This is a genomic window from Streptomyces sp. NPDC059142 (assembly GCF_042755665.1).
Classification (GTDB): domain Bacteria; phylum Actinomycetota; class Actinomycetes; order Streptomycetales; family Streptomycetaceae; genus Streptomyces.
This window is the reverse complement of the sequence record NZ_JBHZDA010000075.1, coordinates 1-16,671: the sequence shown is the minus strand read 5'-3', so window position 1 is coordinate 16,671 and position 16,671 is coordinate 1. Positions and strand designations below refer to the sequence as shown.

15 protein-coding genes are annotated in these 16,671 nt (G+C 71.4%); 7 read left to right on the top strand and 8 right to left on the bottom strand.

Annotated features, from left to right (window positions below):
- Positions 1-114: 114 nt before the first annotated feature.
- Positions 115-1,527 (bottom strand): family 2B encapsulin nanocompartment shell protein, encoded by a 1,413-nt coding sequence (locus ACFXPK_RS23940; protein WP_385078423.1) that lies wholly within the window; start codon positions 1,525-1,527, stop codon positions 115-117.
- Between the two features lie 364 nt (positions 1,528-1,891).
- Here ACFXPK_RS23940 and ACFXPK_RS23935 point away from each other — a divergent pair, with 364 nt between their 5' ends.
- Positions 1,892-2,794, top strand: a complete 903-nt coding sequence (locus ACFXPK_RS23935) for a 1-aminocyclopropane-1-carboxylate deaminase/D-cysteine desulfhydrase (RefSeq protein ID WP_385078459.1) — start codon at positions 1,892-1,894, stop codon at positions 2,792-2,794.
- Between the two features lie 28 nt (positions 2,795-2,822).
- Here ACFXPK_RS23935 and ACFXPK_RS23930 read toward each other — a convergent pair whose 3' ends face one another.
- The gene (locus ACFXPK_RS23930; protein WP_384999563.1) at positions 2,823-4,424 is read right to left on the bottom strand and encodes a Na+/H+ antiporter; all 1,602 of its coding nucleotides are present in this window, start codon (positions 4,422-4,424) and stop codon (positions 2,823-2,825) included.
- Positions 4,425-4,603: 179 nt separating this feature from the next.
- Between ACFXPK_RS23930 and ACFXPK_RS23925 the strand changes: the two genes are divergently transcribed.
- The 3 genes from ACFXPK_RS23925 to ACFXPK_RS23915 all read left to right on the top strand — a co-directional run bounded on the left by ACFXPK_RS23925 (position 4,604) and on the right by ACFXPK_RS23915 (position 6,589).
- Entirely contained in the window at positions 4,604-4,864 is a 261-nt protein-coding gene (locus tag ACFXPK_RS23925) for a UBP-type zinc finger domain-containing protein (RefSeq protein WP_384999560.1), read from the top strand.
- A 241-nt stretch (positions 4,865-5,105) separates the two neighbouring features.
- Positions 5,106-5,519 carry an anti-sigma regulatory factor gene (locus tag ACFXPK_RS23920; RefSeq protein ID WP_329829332.1) on the top strand — a complete coding sequence of 138 codons (414 nt, stop codon included), beginning with the start codon at positions 5,106-5,108 and terminating at the stop codon, positions 5,517-5,519.
- Positions 5,408-6,589, top strand: a complete 1,182-nt coding sequence (locus tag ACFXPK_RS23915) for a SigB/SigF/SigG family RNA polymerase sigma factor (protein WP_384999557.1) — start codon at positions 5,408-5,410, stop codon at positions 6,587-6,589. The genes ACFXPK_RS23920 and ACFXPK_RS23915 overlap by 112 nt, the downstream gene beginning before the upstream one ends.
- 301 nt (positions 6,590-6,890) lie before the next feature.
- Here the strand turns inward: ACFXPK_RS23915 and ACFXPK_RS23910 are convergent, their stop codons facing one another.
- Positions 6,891-7,322, bottom strand: a complete 432-nt coding sequence (locus ACFXPK_RS23910) for a hypothetical protein (RefSeq protein ID WP_384999554.1) — start codon at positions 7,320-7,322, stop codon at positions 6,891-6,893.
- 96 nt (positions 7,323-7,418) lie between these two features.
- On the opposite strand from ACFXPK_RS23910, the gene ACFXPK_RS23905 reads away from it, so the two are divergent.
- Both ACFXPK_RS23905 and ACFXPK_RS23900 read left to right on the top strand, forming a co-directional pair.
- A complete protein-coding gene (locus ACFXPK_RS23905; RefSeq protein ID WP_384999551.1) occupies positions 7,419-8,387 on the top strand; it encodes a diacylglycerol/lipid kinase family protein in 969 nt (322 codons plus the stop codon).
- Positions 8,388-8,703: 316 nt separating this feature from the next.
- The gene (locus tag ACFXPK_RS23900) at positions 8,704-8,961 is read left to right on the top strand and encodes a WhiB family transcriptional regulator (protein WP_004937597.1); all 258 of its coding nucleotides are present in this window, start codon (positions 8,704-8,706) and stop codon (positions 8,959-8,961) included.
- Between the two features lie 205 nt (positions 8,962-9,166).
- On the opposite strand, the gene ACFXPK_RS23895 is transcribed toward ACFXPK_RS23900, so the two are convergent.
- Positions 9,167-10,672 (bottom strand): histidine kinase N-terminal domain-containing protein, encoded by a 1,506-nt coding sequence (locus ACFXPK_RS23895; RefSeq protein ID WP_384999595.1) that lies wholly within the window; start codon positions 10,670-10,672, stop codon positions 9,167-9,169.
- Between the two features lie 344 nt (positions 10,673-11,016).
- Positions 11,017-12,090: an SIS domain-containing protein gene (locus tag ACFXPK_RS23890; protein WP_384999548.1), complete on the bottom strand. Its 1,074-nt coding sequence runs from the start codon at positions 12,088-12,090 to the stop codon at positions 11,017-11,019.
- A gap of 194 nt (positions 12,091-12,284) precedes the next feature.
- On the opposite strand from ACFXPK_RS23890, the gene nagB reads away from it, so the two are divergent.
- Positions 12,285-13,067, top strand: a complete 783-nt coding sequence (gene nagB / locus ACFXPK_RS23885; protein ID WP_385078418.1) for a glucosamine-6-phosphate deaminase — start codon at positions 12,285-12,287, stop codon at positions 13,065-13,067.
- Between the two features lie 82 nt (positions 13,068-13,149).
- Here the strand turns inward: nagB and ACFXPK_RS23880 are convergent, their stop codons facing one another.
- From ACFXPK_RS23880 to ACFXPK_RS23870, 3 genes are all read right to left on the bottom strand, one after another.
- Complete coding sequence (locus ACFXPK_RS23880; protein ID WP_385078415.1) at positions 13,150-14,664, bottom strand: glycoside hydrolase family 3 protein; 1,515 nt, start codon at positions 14,662-14,664, stop codon at positions 13,150-13,152.
- 7 nt (positions 14,665-14,671) lie between these two features.
- Positions 14,672-15,508, bottom strand: coding sequence for a carbohydrate ABC transporter permease (locus tag ACFXPK_RS23875; protein ID WP_384996100.1), 837 nt, complete (start codon positions 15,506-15,508; stop codon positions 14,672-14,674).
- 68 nt (positions 15,509-15,576) lie between these two features.
- Positions 15,577-16,569: a carbohydrate ABC transporter permease gene (locus tag ACFXPK_RS23870; RefSeq protein ID WP_385078412.1), complete on the bottom strand. Its 993-nt coding sequence runs from the start codon at positions 16,567-16,569 to the stop codon at positions 15,577-15,579.
- Positions 16,570-16,671: the final 102 nt, after the last annotated feature.

Here is a 16,671-nt window from a genome sequence, read left to right as displayed (position 1 = left end):
CCTCGGCGCGCTGACGGCCGCGGCCCGGGGGGGCGGGGGGGTGGACGGGGGGCGCCCCCCCGGGGCCCGTACCTCACGCCGCGCCCCGCACGGCGCGCGCCAGGTGGTCTCCGCTCACCGCCAGCGGCCCACTTCCACGTTCTCCAGCACACCGAGGGCGTCCGGCACGAGGACGGCCGCCGAGTAGTACGCCGTGACCAGGTACGAGATGATCGCCTGCTCGTCGATGCCCATGAAGCGGACCGACATGCTCGGCTCGATCTCGTCCGGGATCCCGCTCTGCTGAAGGCCGACGACCCCCTGCTCGGTCTCGCCCGTACGCATACAGATGATCGACGTCGTCCTGGCGTCCGAGACGGGGATCTTGTTGCACGGGAAGATCGGCACCCCGCGCCAGGCGGGCACATGGGTGCCCGCGACCTCCACGGTGTCCGGGTAGAGCCCCCGCTTGTTGCACTCGCGGCCGAAGGCGGCGATGGCGCGCGGGTGCGCCAGGAAGAGCTTCGACCCACGGCGGCGCGACAGCAGCTCGTCCATGTCGTCCGGGCTGGGACCGCCGTCGTGCGGCTGGAGCCGCTGGCCGTAGTCGCAGTTGTGGAGCAGGCCGAACTCGCGGTTGTTGATCAGCTCGTGCTCCTGGCGCTCCCTGAGCGCCTCGACCGTGAGCCGCAACTGCTGCTCGGTCTGGTTCATCGGCTGGTTGTAGAGGTCCGCGACCCGGCTGTGCACCTTCAGCACGGTCTGCGCGACGCTCAGCTCGTACTCGCGCGGCGCCCCCTCGTAGTCCACGAACGTGTGCGGGACGACGGCTTCCCCGACATGGCCGGCGGACAGCTCGATGGCGGCCTCGCCGTACTTGTTGGTCCGCTGCTCCGGTACGGAGCGCACCGCCTCCAGGTGCAGGCGCAGGGAGTTCTCCCGCTCCGCCAGGTTCCGCACCTCCCGCCTGGTCAGCACCAGCACCGTGCACGCCGTCGCGGCGCGCGCGGTGCAGGCCCAGGTGGCCTCCCCGTCCACCAGCGCCTGCTCACCGAAGTACGCCCCGTCGGCGAGGACTTCGAGCACCGTCTCGTCCCCGTAGGGGCCCGTGCCCGTCTTCTCCACCCGGCCGTGCGCCAGCAGGAAGACCTCGTCCGCCGCGTCGCCGGAGGCGGCCAGCACCTGTCCGGCCTCGAACTGCCGCTGCTCGCAGCGGCGCGCCAGCTCGGCCAGCACCTCCTCGTTGCCGTAGTCGCGCAGCGCGGGCAGCTCGCCCAGCTCGGCCGGGATGACCGCGACGCGGTCGCCCGTCTGCACGAACGTCACCCGTCCGTCGCCGACCGCGTAGCTGAGCCGACGGTTCACCCGGTAGGTGCCGCCCTGCACCTGGACCCACGGCAGCATCCGCAGCAGCCACCGCGAGGTGATCTCCTGCATCTGCGGCGCCGACTTGGTGGTGGTCGCCAGGTTCCGGGCGGCATCCGTCCCAAGACTCTGCTGGGGCGGCGGCTGCGCCGCGCGGACCTCGTCACCAACCGAAACCGACATGGAGTCTCCCTCTCACACTTTCGATCATGTACGACCTGCGAGAAGAATGGTTCCATCACGTGGCGTGCAGGCGCCATTACACAAACGAGTGGGACTGAACAGCGCGATACGGGGCACAACACGCGGAAGTTCATCCCGACGGCGCACCCGCACGGCGCACCCGGACGGCGCACCCCGGGCCGCCCGGCACGACCGGGAACGCCCCGCGGCCGACAATGGGACCGTGACCCCGCACGTATCCCCCGGAGCCCCCGGTCCGGCTGGACCCCCCGTATCCCCCGGAGCCCCCGGTCCGGCCGGACCCCGCGTACCCCCCGGCCCGCCCGAATCCGCCGGCCCCGCCCACGCCCCCGGTCTCGCGGCCCTGCGTCCGCGCCTCCCCTCGCCGCTCCACCCCGCCGAGGACGAGCGCTTCGCGCGGCGCGGCGTCCGGCTGCTCCTCAAGCGCGACGACCTGATCCACCCCGAGCTGCCGGGCAACAAGTGGCGCAAACTGGCGCCCAATCTGCGGGCCGCCGCGGCCTCCGGGCGGCGCACGCTGCTGACCTTCGGCGGCGCGTACTCCAACCACCTGCGCGCGACCGCCGCCGCCGGGCGGCTCCTCGGCTTCGCCACCGTCGGTGTCGTACGCGGCGAGGAGCTGGCCGACCGGCCCCTCAACGCGTCGCTGGCCCGCTGCGCCGCCGACGGGATGCGGCTGCTCTTCGTCAGCCGCGCCGAGTACCGCCGCAAGGCGGAGCCCGCCGCCGCCGCCGCGCTGTCGTCCCGCGCGGGGCTGGACCCCGGCGATGTGTACGTCGTACCGGAGGGCGGCAGCAACGCGCTCGCCGCGCACGGCTGCGCCGAGCTGGGCAGGGAGCTGCGCGGCGTGGCCGCCACCGTCGCGGTGGCGTGCGGCACCGGCGGCACGCTCGCGGGGCTCGCCGCCGGGCTGGGGGCAGGGCAGACGGCGCTCGGCTTCCCGGTGCTCAAAGGCGGCTTCCTGGACGGGGAGATACGAGCGCTCCAGCACACCGCGTTCACAGGACCGGCCGGCGACTGGCACCTCGACGACCGCTTCCACTTCGGCGGCTTCGCCCGTGTCCCTCCCGAGCTGGAGTCCTTCGCCCGGGACTTCGAGGACCGGCACGGGTTCGCCGTGGAACGTCTCTATGTCGCCAAAACGCTGTACGGACTCACCACGCTGGCGGCCGAGGGCGCCTTCCCGCCCGGCACGGCGGTCGCCGCCGTCGTCACCGGCGCCCCCGAGCCCTCCGCCGCGCCGTAGCCCCTGTCCCGCCTCCTGGCGAGCCCGCTCAGTCCGAGCCGTCCTCCCGGTACGTCGCCGCCTCCTCCAGGTCGAGCCGGCGCAGCAGCGTCCGCAGCATCTCGTCGTCGATCCGCCGCCGGTCGCGCAGCTCGACGAAGACGGTGCGCTCCGCCTCGATCATCTCCGTGGAGAGCCGGCGGTAGGTGTCGTCCGCCGATTCCCCGGTGATCTCGTTGACGGCGCCCAGCCGCTCCCACACGGCGTTGCGGCGGCGCTCCAGCACCGTACGGAGCCGGTCGGCGAGCGGTGGCGGCAGCGCGTTGCGTTCGTCGGCCAGCAGCTCGTCCAGCCGCCGTTCCGCCGCCGCCGACGCCTCGCTCTGCGCCTGCGCCTCGGCGAGCGTCTCGGTCTGCCGGTCGCGGCCCTGCACCTTCAGCAGCCGGATGAGCGGCGGCAGCGTGAGCCCCTGCACCACGAGCGTGCCGATGACCGTCGTGAACGTCAGGAACAGCACGAGGTTGCGCCCCGGGAACGGTGTGCCGTCGTGGACGGTCAGCGGGATGGAGAAGGCGATGGCCAGCGACACCACACCGCGCATCCCCGCCCAGCCGACGATCAGCGGCGCGGTCCACGTCGTGTCGGGCTCGCGCTCCCTGATGCGCGGGAAGAGCGCGCGCGGCAGGAAGGTCGCCGGATAGACCCAGACGAACCGGACGAGGACCACGGCCACGAAGACCCACAGGGCGTAGAGGGCCGCCTCGGCGACCCCGTACTCCCCGAGCCCCTTGAGGACGAAGGGCAACTGGAGCCCGATGAGCGCGAAGACGGCCGACTCCAGGACGAACGCGACCATCTTCCACACCGCGGCCTCCTGGAGCCGCGTCGCGAAGTCCACCTGCCAGGAACGGTGGCCGAGGTAGAGCGCCACCACCACGACGGCCAGCACACCGGACGCGCCGACCTGCTCGGCCGCCGCGTAGGCGACGAAGGGGATGAGCAGCGAGAGTGTGTTCTGGAGCAGCGCCTCGGTGAGATGGGTGCGCAGCCAGTGCAGTGGGACCATCAGGACGAGCCCGACACCGACACCGCCGACCGCGGCGAGCGCGAACTCCTCCACCCCGCCCGCCCAGCTCGCGCCGGCGCCGACGGCGGCGGCCAGTGCCACCTTGAAGGCGGTGATGGCGGTCGCGTCGTTGAGCAGCGACTCACCCTGAAGGATGGTGGTGATCCGGCTCGGCAGCCCCAGTTTGCGGGCGATGGCGGTGGCCGCCACCGCGTCGGGCGGTGCGACGACGGCGCCCAGCACCAGCGCGGTGGTGAGCGGCAGGTCGGGGACGAGGAGGTAGGTGAGCCAGCCCACCGCGAGGGTCGCGAAGAGCACGTAGCCGACCGAGAGCAGCGCCACCGGCCGGATGTTGGCCCGCAGGTCGAGGTACGAGCTGTCGACCGCGGCGGTGTAGAGCAGGGGCGGCAGGATCAGCGGGAGCACGATGTGCGGATCCAGTGTGTAGTCCGGCACACCGGGTACGTACGCGGCGCCCAGTCCGGCCGCGACCAGCAGCAGGGGCGCGGCGACCGGCGTCCTGCGGGCCGCCCCGGCGATCGCCGCGCTGGCCGCCACCAGCGCGATCAGCGGCAGTACATCCATCCGGATCCGTCTTCCCCTCGTGTGCGTACGGCCTGTGCGTACGTCCGTGTGTGTACGTCCTTGTGTGCGTCCGCGTGTGTACGCCCCCGGGGAGCAGGCCCGTGTGTCTGCGTACGTCCGCGTGCGCGCTGTGTGCGTGCGTTCGTCCGTGTGGGCGCGGACGTCGTAATCTCGCCATCATGAGCCAGTGCGACCACATCGCGGAACTTCCCCACCCCGAGCCCGTGCCGAGGGGTGACACCTGCGCCGAGTGTCTGGCCGTCGGCAGCCACCCCGTACAACTGCGGCTCTGTCTGGAGTGCGGGAACGTGGGGTGCTGTGATTCGTCGCCGTACCGGCACGCGACACTCCACTTCGAGCAGACGGGCCACGCCGTGATGCGAAGTTTCGAGCCGGGCGAGAGCTGGCGCTGGTGCTTCGTGGACGGTTCGATCGTCTGACGACTGGGTACGTCAACCCTCCGCCGGTTGTTCTGAATTGGATGCCGCAGACCCCTAGCCACGTTCCGTGGTCATATGCTTACCATGAGTGACGGTATCGGATGGGGGTCCCGGCGACACGGCACTATGGATCGCGATAGCGTCGCCACCCAGACCGGCTACGTAATGACACGTACCAGCAAGGCTCCGCGACATGTCCTGTCCGGAGCCCTGAAGAGCTTGTGCCACCTTGGAGGTGAGGGTGTCCCAGATCGCAGGCGAGCCCGGGACCCAGGACTTCGTGGAAGTCCGGCTGCCCGCTGCGGGTGCCTACCTGTCCGTGCTGCGTACGGCCACGGCCGGCCTCGCGGCGCGCTTGGACTTCACCCTCGACGAGATCGAGGACCTCCGCATCGCGGTGGACGAAGCCTGCGCGATCCTGCTCCAGCAGGCCGTACCGGGCTCCGTTCTCAGTTGTGTCTTCCGTCTTGTCGAGGACTCGCTCGAAGTGACCGTCTCGGCCCCCACCACCGACGGACGGGCGCCCGAGCGCGACACGTTCGCGTGGACCGTGCTCTCCGCACTGGCCGGCAAGGTCGAGTCGACGGTCGCCGAGGACCGTACGGTCACCATCAGCCTCTACAAACAGCGCGGCGCGGGACCCGGGCCGGCGTGAGGAACGGGGACGGTCCGGTGCGTGACGAGGGGCGCATCCCACCAGAGCCGCGGGGAGGGCACGAGGCTCCGGCGGAGCCGGTGCTCGCCCCCGCGGGCATCCCCGAGCAGCAGGCCCGCCCCCATCCGGAGGACGGGCTTGAGGGCCAGACGGCCGCGGCGGAACAGACGCGGACAGAGCGGGCGCAGGCAGAGCGGGCGGCCTTTATGAGCGAGCAGCACAGCGAGCAGGAGAGCGCGCCGCGGGGTGAGCAGCGGCGCGAGCGTCAGAGCGAGCCGCGCGACGCGTCCCGCGGCGAGCGGCAGCACCACGACCCACATGACCGCAGCGGCGCGCGGGCGATGTTCATCGAGCTGCGCGACCTGCCCGACGGCTCGCCTCAGAAGGCGGCCCTGCGCAATCAGCTCGTCCGGATGCATCTGCCCCTGGTCGAGCATCTCGCGCGGCGGTTCCGCAACCGCGGCGAGCCGCTGGACGACCTCACGCAGGTCGCGACCATCGGGCTGATCAAGTCGGTGGACCGCTTCGACCCGGAGCGCGGGGTCGAGTTCTCGACGTACGCGACACCGACGGTCGTCGGGGAGATCAAGCGGCACTTCCGGGACAAGGGCTGGGCGGTACGGGTGCCGCGCCGCCTCCAGGAGCTGCGGCTGGCCCTGACGACCGCGACGGCGGAGCTGTCGCAGCAGCACGGCAGATCGCCGACGGTGCACGAGCTGGCGGAGCGGCTCGGCATCTCGGAGGAGGAGGTCCTGGAGGGCCTGGAGTCCGCCAACGCGTACTCCACGCTCTCGCTGGACGTGCCGGACACGGACGACGAGTCCCCGGCGGTGGCGGACACGCTGGGCGCCGAGGACGAGGCGCTGGAGGGCGTCGAGTACCGGGAGTCGCTCAAGCCGCTGTTGGAGGATCTCCCGCCCCGGGAGAAGCGGATCCTGCTGCTCCGGTTCTTCGGCAACATGACGCAGTCGCAGATCGCGCAGGAGGTCGGCATCTCGCAGATGCATGTCTCGCGCCTGCTGGCGCGCACGCTGGCGCAGTTGCGCGAACGGCTCCTCGTCGAGGAGTAGGCCGAGGAGCGGAGCGGCGCCGGAGCAGGAGCGGCGCAGAGGAAGGGTGACACAGGGTTACGGAGGCGATCCGGCCCGGTCACGGACAGGTCCCGCAGCCGTACGGACGCGGGACCTGGACGGATTCACACCCCTTCACGACGCTTCAGGCGTTTCACCACCCTCACGCCCCCCGCGCCCCTCACGACCCGAATGCGCCGTGTGCGCCTTGCGCGCCTTGCGCGCCTTGCGCGCCTTCACGCGCGCCCATCGCACCTCCACGCACCCACCGCGCCTCTGCGGACACGGACACGGACACTGCCTAGGCGTCGCCGTCCGGGCCTCTGATCCCCAGCGCCTCGGTGGTCGTCGGGTTGACGAGCAGGACCAGCCCCGTCACCGCCACGGCCGCCAGCACGATCCCGGCCGGGATCCCGGCGCCGTCCGAGGTGAGCAGGGTGTAGGCGACCGGCAGCGCGAGGATCTGGGTGATCAGCGCGGGTCCCCGGCTCCAGCTACGGCGCAGCAGCAGCCCGCGCGCGGCGAGCAGCGGGATGATCCCGAGCGCGATCAGGGTCACTCCGCCCATCTCGGCCTGCTGCGGGGAGTCGGGACGCCCGAGCAACCCCATGACCAGCAGATACACCCCGCCGGCGATCAGCGCCAGGGCCTCCAGACCGCTGACCGCCGCCGCGGCGGTCAGCCGGGTGGGGCGCGGGATCGGCTCGGGGTCGGGCTGCGTCGCTGTGCTCACCCTTGCAGGGTATCGGCCCGCGGACCGGGCCCCGGAGCCCCGCCCCCGCGATGCCCGAGGACGACCCGTCACGGCCCGGCCGGTAATCTGCTGGGCATGCGCGCACTCCTCGTGGTCAACCCGGCAGCAACCACCACCAGTGCCCGCACCCGTGACGTACTGATCCACGCGCTGGCCAGCGAGATGAAGCTGGAGGCGGTGACGACCGAGTACCGCGGCCACGCCCGTGACCTGGGCCGGCGGGCCGCCGACTCCGACGACATAGAGCTGGTCGTGGCCCTGGGCGGGGACGGCACCGTCAACGAGGTCGTGAACGGTCTGCTGCACGACGGCCCCGACCCCGAGCGGCTGCCCCGGCTCGCGGTGGTTCCCGGCGGCTCGACCAATGTCTTCGCCCGCGCGCTCGGGCTGCCGAACGACGCGGTGGAGGCGACCGGCGCGATCCTCCAGGCGCTGGAGGAGAAGAGCGAACGCACGGTCGGTCTGGGACTGGCGGCCGGAACGCCGGGTTCGGAGGACGAGGCGGTACCGGCACGGTGGTTCACCTTCAACGCGGGGTTCGGATTCGACGCGGGCGTCGTCGGCCGGGTCGAACAGCACCGGGAACGCGGAAAGCGTTCGACGCACGCGCTCTATGTGCGCCAGGTGATACGCCAGTTCCTGGACGAGCCGCACCGCCGCCATGGAATGATCACTTTGGAACGGCCCGGTGAGGATCCGGTCGAGGATCTCGTCCTGTCGATAATCTGCAACACCGCTCCCTACACTTACCTGGGGAATCGCCCGCTGTACTCGTCCCCCACGGCGTCCTTCGACTCGGCGCTCGACGTCCTCGGACTGAGCAGGATGTCGACCTCGGCGGCGGCCGTATATGGGACGCAACTGCTCACTTCGACCCCGGACAAGGGCCCCCACGGACGCCATGCGGTGTCCCTGCACGACCTGACCGACTTCACCTTGCATTCCAAGGCGCCCCTGCCTTTCCAGATGGACGGCGACCATCTCGGAGTGCGTACGAGCGTGACGTTCACAGGCGTTCGCCGTGCACTGCGTGTGATTGTGTGAGTGGAAGGGCTAAAACTCCTTTCACTCGAACGTTTAGGCTGGCATCCACCCCATGGAAGTACGGCTGTGACCTAGTCGACACCGAGGAATCAAAAAAAACTTTCCAGAAGGGGTTGTATCCGCAGCCGAGGTTTGCGAATCTCTACATGGCGCTCGGGACGGCCCGCAACACCGGCCTCCCTGAGAGCCAGAACCCCTCCTCGATGCAAGGACCCCGTCAGTTCCGCTGGCGGTCGACCCTTCCCTTGTCGAGGGATTCGTGAAAGCGTTCACATTCACAAGCAACCTGCACGTAATACCAAGAGAGGTAGCAGCCATGGACTGGCGTCACAACGCCGTTTGCCGCGAGGAAGACCCCGAGCTGTTCTTCCCCATCGGCAACACCGGTCCTGCGCTGCTGCAGATCGAGGAAGCCAAGGCCGTCTGCCGTCGCTGCCCCGTCATGGAGCAGTGCCTGCAGTGGGCGCTCGAGTCCGGCCAGGACTCCGGCGTCTGGGGTGGACTCAGCGAGGACGAGCGCCGCGCGATGAAGCGTCGCGCCGCTCGTAACCGGGCGCGCAACGCGACCGCCTGAACCACCCTTGTAACAGCCTCAGCCGGCGGAGCGTACAGCGTGTACGCATAGCCCCGCCCCCGAACCGCAGCGCGCAGTACCCCCCGATGCGCATCGCACAGTGAGCTTCGAACCGAGCCCCGGACCGTAGAACGGTCCGGGGCTCGATGCTGTCACCGGCTTCTCCGCCCGCCCCCGCACCCGCCCCCGCGCCTGACCGACGCGGCTACTTCTGCGGCTCCACCGGGATGTCCAGCAGTACGCGGGTTCCGCGCACCGGCGCGGGCACCATGTCGAACGTGCCGCCCAACTCGCCCTCCACGAGGGTCCGTACGATCTGGAGCCCGAGGTTCCCGGCGCGCTGCGGATCGAACCCCTCGGGCAGCCCGCGCCCGTCGTCCTGGACGGTGATCATCAGCCGGGTGTCCGACGTGCCCGAGGTGCCCGTACGGCGCTGCTTCTTGGCCGGCGAGTCACCGCTGCGGACCGCGGAGACGTCCACCCGGCCCTCCTCGCCCGGCGCGAAGGCGTGCTCCAGCGCGTTCTGGAGGATTTCGGTGAGGACCATGGAGAGCGGGGTGGCCACCTCGGCGTCCAGGATGCCGAACCGTCCCGTACGCCGGCAGAGGATCTTGCCGGGCGAGATCTCCGCCACCATCGCCAGGACCCGGTCGGCGATCTCGTCGAACTCGACCCGCTCGTCCAGGTTCTGAGACAGCGTCTCATGGACGATCGCGATGGAACCGACGCGCCGCACCGCCTCGTTGAGCGCTTCCCTGCCCCGCACCGAGTCCATCCGCCGGGCCTGGAGGCGCAGCAGCGCGGCGACCGTCTGGAGGTTGTTCTTCACCCGGTGGTGGATCTCCCGGATGGTGGCGTCCTTCGTGATCAACTCGCGCTCGCGGCGGCGGAGTTCCGTCACGTCGCGCAGCAGCACCAGGGAGCCGATCCGGGTGCCCTTCGGCTTGAGCGGGATGGTGCGGAGCTGGATGACCCCGCCGTTCCCCTCGACCTCGGTCTCCCGGGGCGCGTAGCCGCTGGCCAGTTTGACCATGGCCTCGTCCACCGGGCCGCGGGCGGGGGCGAGTTGGTCGGTGGCGCGGCCGAGATGCTGTCCCACCAGGTCGGACGCGAGTCCCAGCCGGTGATACGCGGAGAGCGCGTTGGGGCTGGCGTACTGGACGATCCCGTCGGCGTCGAGGCGGATCAGCCCGTCCCCGACGCGGGGCGAGGCGTCCATGTCGACCTGGTGGCCGGGGAAGGGGAAGGACCCGGCGGCGATCATCTGGGCCAGGTCGGAGGCGGACTGGAGATAGCTCAGCTCCAGCCGGCTCGGGGTGCGGACGGTGAGCAGATTGGTGTTGCGGGCGATGACCCCGAGAACGCGGCCCTCCCGCCGTACGGGGATGGACTCGACCCGTACGGGCACCTCCTCACGCCACTCGGGGTCGCCCTCCCGGACGATCCGCCCCTCGTCCAGCGCGGCGTCCAGCAGCGGCCGGCGCCCGCGCGGCACGAGATGGCCGACCATGTCGTCCTGGTAGGAGGTGGGCCCGGTGTTGGGCCGCATCTGGGCCACGGAGACATAGCGGGTGCCGTCCCGGGTGGGGACCCAGAGGACGAGGTCCGCGAAGGAGAGGTCGGAGAGCAGCTGCCACTCCGAGACCAGCAGATGCAGCCACTCCAGGTCGGATTCACCGAGGGCTGTGTGCTGGCGTACGAGTTCGTTCATGGAGGGCACACGTGCGAGCGTACCCGTGGACGGGATCGGTGGAGCCCGTGGTCTGTACCGGAGGGTAGGGGGCGAATTAGGCTCGGTGTACGCACCGCGGGCATGGACACCTCTGAATGGTCTAGTCCACAATGGGTGCAACAGGCTTCCGCCCTCCCCGCACAGGAGGGTGGAACGAGGTGCCGGCGCTCTCTGCCCTGACTGCGGCGGAACCTCTCCCCACGGCCGCCGGGACCGCACACCCGTCGGCCGTAGCAACTCCGGGCTGCGGTGCCGTACGGGTTGAGGGTCCCGTCGCGGCGCCGCGGCCCGCGGGTGTCTCCCGGGCCGGTCCCGTCCGCCCCTCAGCTCGACTCGGGGGTCTTGGCCATCGTCCGGGGAGCGTCCGGGTCGTACCCCCGGGCGCGTGCGATCTCGTAGGCCAGAAGATGGAGCGGCAGGATCTCCAGGACCGGCTGAAGCTCCTCCCCCACCCCCTCCACCGGCAGGACGAAGCCCGCCGGGGCCCGGCCGGTCTCCGCCGCCGGCCCCACCACACAGAGGTCGGCGCCCCGGGCGCGCAGCCGGTCCAGGACCGGGCGGAGGGCTTCGCCGCCCTTGCCCTCGGGGACGACGGCGATCACCGGCGACCGGTTGTCGAACACCGCGAGCGGGCCGTGCAGCAGATCGGCGCCGGAGTAGGCGAGCGCGGGGAGATAGCTGGTCTCCATCAGCTTCAGCGCCGCCTCCCTGGCCGTGGGATACCCGTACCCGCGCGAGATCACGGCCATCCCCGCGGCGAACCGGTAGCGGGTGGCGAGCGCCCGCACCTCCTCGCCCCGGGCGAGGACCTGGTCCGCGAGATCCGGCACGGCGGACGCCGCCCCGGAGCCGTCGACGCCGCCGAGCCCCTCGGCGAAGAGGTAGAGCGCGAGCAGCGAGGCGGTGTACGACTTGGTGGCGGGCAGCGCCCGTTCCGCGCCGGCCAGGACGTCGATATGGAACTCGGCCACGGCAGCGAGCGCCGAGTCCGGGTTGTTCGTCACCGCGAGCGTGACCGCGCCCGCCTCCCGCGCGGCCCAGGTCGCGGCCACCAGGTCCGGCGAGCCGCCCCACTGGCTGACGCTGACGAAGAGCACCCCGGCGAAATCGGGGCGGGCGCCGTACGCCGTCACGGTGGACATGGAGAAGAGCCCGCAGGGCAGTCCGCGGCGGATCTCCAGCAGGTACTTCGCGTACAGCGCGGCGTGGTCGGAGGTGCCGCGCGCCGCGAGCAGGACGAAGCGGGGGCCGCGCGCCGCGATGGCGTCCGCCACCTCACGGATCCGGGGCGCCCCCTCGCCGAGCACCCGCCGCAGCACCGCGGGCTGTTCCAGCACCTCGGTGGACATGATGCGGCCCGGGACCTCGCTCGGCCCGGCGGGAAACGCGGCAGACATGCTGGGTGCCCTCCAAGTCGCTGTCGCCCCCGCCCACCAGTCGAACACGCCCGGTGGAACCCCCGCCACCGGGCTCATCGGCAGACGCTCGCCTTGTCGCCCTCCTTCCTCGGATCGAAGAATCGATCAGGCCCCCTCTGCTAGAATTGGTCTATACCACAAGAGACTCACCCATCAGAACGGCAGGGCCCAGCGTGGAAGTGGTCATCGTCCAGGACGCCGCCGCGGGCGGCGCGCTCATCGCCGACAGCATCGCCGCACTGCTGCGCCGCAAGCCCGACGCCCTGCTCGGCGTGGCCACGGGCTCCACCCCCCTGCCCATCTACCAGGCCCTGGCGGCCCAGGTCAGGGCGGGCTCCGTGGACGCCTCGGCCGCCCGCATAGCCCAGCTCGACGAGTACGTGGGCCTGCCGCGGGGCCACCGGGAGTCGTACCGCTCCGTCGTCCTGCGCGAGGTCGTCGAACCCCTCGGCGTCGACCCCGGCGCCTTCCTCGGCCCCGACGGCGGCGCCGAGGACGTACAGGCCGCATGCGAGGCGTACGACCGCGCGCTCACCGAGGCGGGCGGCGTGGACCTCCAGCTCCTCGGCATCGGCACGGACGGCCACATCGGCTTCAACGAGCCCTGCTCGTCACTGGCCTCCCGCACCCGGATCAAGACCCTGACCCGCCGGACCCGCGAGGACAACGCGCGCTTCTTCGACAGCCCGGACGAGGTCCCCCACCACGTGATCACCCAGGGCATCGGCACCATCCTGGAAGCCCGCCACCTGATCCTCCTCGCCACGGGCGAGGGCAAGGCGGACGCGGTCGCCCAGGCGGTCGAGGGCCCGGTCGCCGCCCTCGTCCCCGCGTCGGCGCTCCAGCTCCACCCGCACGCGACGGTGGTCGTGGACGAGGCGGCGGCCTCACGGCTGAAACTGGCCGACTACTTCCGCGCGACGTTCGCCTCCAAGCCGGACTGGCAGGGCATCTGACAGCTTCGCCCCCACAGGTCACCACAACGCAGGTGGGGTCCAGGATCCGAGGCAGCAGCACCCCACCGGGCACCCCGCCGCCTCACCCAGCCCCGATGACCTCCGCCGCCGCCTGGGCGCAGACGCGGGCCGCGCCGTGGGTGGCGATGTGGAGGGCTCCCCTCGGCGGGGCCTCGTTGAGGCCCATCTCGACCACCAGCGTGTCCGGGCGGGCCGTGAGGAGGGCGTCCAGGGTGGCCGCCATCCAGGGGTGGCGGTGGGTGTCGCGGACCACCGCGATCGGGGTGCGGTCGCCCGCCGCCGCGAGGATGCGGGGCGCCGGGGCGTCCGGGGCCGGCGTGTCCCCGTACGTGGCCGACTCCGTGCCCGGGAGGAGGCGGGAGAGTTCCGCCGCCAGGCCCCAGGGGGTCTCCTCGCCGACCGCGATGTTCGCCACCGGGGTGAGGACCGCGACGTACGGCGCCCGGGTGAGCGGGGCGGCCGTGCCCGTGACGCGCAGTGCCCTGCGCGCGGCCAGCAGGCCGATCGCGGTGCCGGGCGCGGTCCCCTCCTGTGTGGCCGCGCCCGGCGCCGAAGCGCCCCTCGCCCGGCGGGTCCAGTCGGCGAGGCCGCGTACCCGCGCGGCCGCGTCGGCCAGGCGCTCCTCGGGGAGTTCGCCGGTCCGTACGGCGGCCACCAGGGCGTCCCGCAGCCGCAGTACGGTGCCCTCGTCCGCCAGTCCGCCGCCGACGCAGATCGCGTCGGCGCCCGCCGCGACGGCGAGGACGGAGCCGCGCTCGATCCCGTACACCTCGGCGATGGCCCGCATCTCTATGCCGTCGGTGATGATCGGGCCCTGGAAGCCCAGCTCCTCGCGCAGCAGTCCGGTCAGGATCCGCGGGCTCAGGGTCGCCGGGTGCTCCGGGTCGAGCGCGGGGAGCAGGATATGCGCGCTCATGACCGATTGGGAACCCGCCGCGACGGCCGCGCGGAAGGGCAGCAGGTCGCGGGCGTGGAGGGTGGTGAGGTCCGCGTCGATGCGGGGCAGCGCGTGGTGGGAGTCGACGGCGGTGTCGCCGTGGCCCGGGAAGTGCTTGACGCAGGCGGCGACCCCGGCGGACTGGAGCCCTTCGACGTACGCGACGGTGTGCCGGGCCACCAGTTCGGGGTCGGCGCCGAAGGACCGTACCCCGATGACCGGATTGTCGGGGTTGGCGTTGACGTCGGCGGAGGGCGCCCAGTTGAGGTCGACCCCGCACGCGGCGAGCCGCAGGCCCAGTTCGCGGGCGACGTCGTGGGTGAGGGCGGGGTCGTCCACGACGCCGAGCGCGTGGTTGCCGGGGAAGGAGGAGCCCTGCCGTACTTCGAGGCGGGTGACGTCGCCGCCCTCCTCGTCGATGGCGACGAGGACGTCGTCCCGCTCCTCCCGCAGCCGCCGGGTGAGCGCCGCCAGCTGTTCGGGGGACTCGATGTTGCGGCCGAACAGGCCGACCGAGACGAGTCCGTCGCCGATCGCCCGCAGCAGCCAGTCGGGGGGCGTGGTGCCGACGAATCCCGGCTGGAGGACGGCGAGGGCGTCGCGGGTGAGGGTGTCGGTGCTGGATACGAGTGTCGTCATCGGCCTTCTAACCCTTCACTGCGCCGGCGGTCAGACCCGCCGCCATCTTGCGCTGGACGAGCAGGAACAGAATCACGATGGGCACGGCCATCATCGTGGAGCCCGCCATCATCGGGGCGAACTCTGTTCCGTGTTTGGTGGAGAAATTGGAGAGCCAGACGGTCGCGGTCTGGTTCTGCTGGCTCATCAGCATGAGCGCGTACAGGTACTCGTTCCACGCCTGGATGAAGCCGTACACCGAGGTGGCGACCATGCCGGGCGCGAGCAGCGGGAAGACCACGCGGATGAAGGCGCCGGTGCGGCTGCACCCGTCGACCATCGCCGCCTCCTCCAGCTCCTTCGGGATGTTGACGATGAAGCCCCGCAGGGTCCACACGGTGAAGGGGAGGATGAAGGTGAGGTACGTGATGACCAGGCCGGAGAGCCTGTCGTACTGACCGAGGTCGTTCAGCAGCAGGAAGACCGGGATGATCATCGCGACCAGCGGCACCATCTGCACGGCGAGGATCCCGACGATCACGACCTTGCGTCCCCGGAACGCGAACCGGGAGATGGCGAGCGCGGCGAGCAGCCCGACCGCGACACCGATGACGACCACGACGGACGAGACGAGCAGCGAGCGCCCGACCGGCCCCCAGAAGTCGGCGATGTCCAGCGCCCGGCGGAAGTTGTCCAGGGTGAAGGTACGGGGGAAGAAGTGCGGGTCGGGGTCGATGGCGTCGCCGGCCGGTTTGAAGGCCGTGTTCAGCATCCAGTAGACGGGGAAGCCGAGGACGACGAAGACGAGCACGCCGAGCACGTTCCAGCCGGCCTTGCCCCTGCCCTTGCCGGGGGCCGTCCGCAGGGGGTTTCCCTTACGGGCTCCCGCCGTCGTCCTGGTGGCCGGGGCCGCGGTGGCCGGGGTAGAAACGCTCACTCCACCTCTCCGATCTTGAGCATCTGACGCATGTAGACCGCGATCACACCCAGCAGGAGCAGGACCGTGAGCAGCGCGATCGCCGAGCCCTGGGAGTAGTCGTTGACGACGAACGCCTTGTCGTACGAGTAGGTGGTGAGGAGCTGGAACTCCGCCTCGGGGTGGCCGTTGCGCATGACGAACACCTGCGGGAAGACACCCATGTCCCAGATCACCGAGAGCGTCGCGAGCATCACGATGATGGGCTTGAGGATCGGTACGGTGACATGGCGGAAGACGCCCCAGGCGCCCGCCCCGTCGAGCCGCGCGGCCTCCTCCAGCTCCGCGGGCACCTGGGTGAGTCCGGCGGTGAGGGTGATGGCGACGAACGGTACGGCGCCCCAGACCACCAGCAGCATGATCACGGCGAGGCCCTGCGGGCCGCTCGCGAACCAGTTGTGGCCGATGAGGTCGACGCCGGGGATCCGGGACAGCACCCAGTTGAGGACGCCGTAGTCGGTGTCGAACATCCACTTGAAGACGGTGACGGCGACCAGTATCGGCATGCCCCAGCTCGCCACCAGGGCGATGTTGATCAGGGTCTTCACCCAGCCGGAGACCCGCTGCTGGAGCAGGGCGATGAGCATGCCGATCACCATGGTGAGGATGACGGCCCCGGCCGCGAAGACGATCGTACGGAGGACGACCGCCCAGAACTCCCCGTCGCCGAGGACCGTGGCGAAGTTGCCGAACCCCGCGGACTCCGGGTCCTGGAACCCCCAGAGCTGGGGCTGGCCGAACTTCTGGAAGGAGAGGGTGACCAGCCGCGTCAGCGGGTAGCCGAGCACCAGCGCGAGGACGGCCAGGCAGGGCGCGAGCAGCAGCCAGGGTATCGAGCCTCCGCCGCCCCGGCCCCCCTTCCCGCCGGGTCTCGCCCCGGACCCGGAGGAACCGGTGGGCGGGTCGTGCCGCGTGGGCGGCTCGCCGGCCGTCGTCGGGGTCGTCGTCATCTCCATGGCACTGCCACCGGTACTCGTAGGGGCACTGGCACTGGCACTCATCGCGCGCTCCTCAGCGGGCCGGGCGGGGTCCTGTCCGGCAGACCGTGCCGG

Coding starts and splice junctions, on each gene's coding strand:
- ACFXPK_RS23940 (WP_385078423.1), bottom strand. CDS start 1,527: ATGTCGGTTTCGGTTGGTGACGAGGTCCGCGCGGCGCAGCCGCCGCCC.
- ACFXPK_RS23930 (WP_384999563.1), bottom strand. CDS start 4,424: ATGGATGTACTGCCGCTGATCGCGCTGGTGGCGGCCAGCGCGGCGATC.
- ACFXPK_RS23925 (WP_384999560.1), top strand. CDS start 4,604: ATGAGCCAGTGCGACCACATCGCGGAACTTCCCCACCCCGAGCCCGTG.
- ACFXPK_RS23905 (WP_384999551.1), top strand. CDS start 7,419: ATGCGCGCACTCCTCGTGGTCAACCCGGCAGCAACCACCACCAGTGCC.
- ACFXPK_RS23900 (WP_004937597.1), top strand. CDS start 8,704: ATGGACTGGCGTCACAACGCCGTTTGCCGCGAGGAAGACCCCGAGCTG.
- ACFXPK_RS23895 (WP_384999595.1), bottom strand. CDS start 10,672: ATGAACGAACTCGTACGCCAGCACACAGCCCTCGGTGAATCCGACCTG.
- ACFXPK_RS23890 (WP_384999548.1), bottom strand. CDS start 12,090: ATGTCTGCCGCGTTTCCCGCCGGGCCGAGCGAGGTCCCGGGCCGCATC.
- ACFXPK_RS23880 (WP_385078415.1), bottom strand. CDS start 14,664: ATGACGACACTCGTATCCAGCACCGACACCCTCACCCGCGACGCCCTC.
- ACFXPK_RS23870 (WP_385078412.1), bottom strand. CDS start 16,569: ATGACGACGACCCCGACGACGGCCGGCGAGCCGCCCACGCGGCACGAC.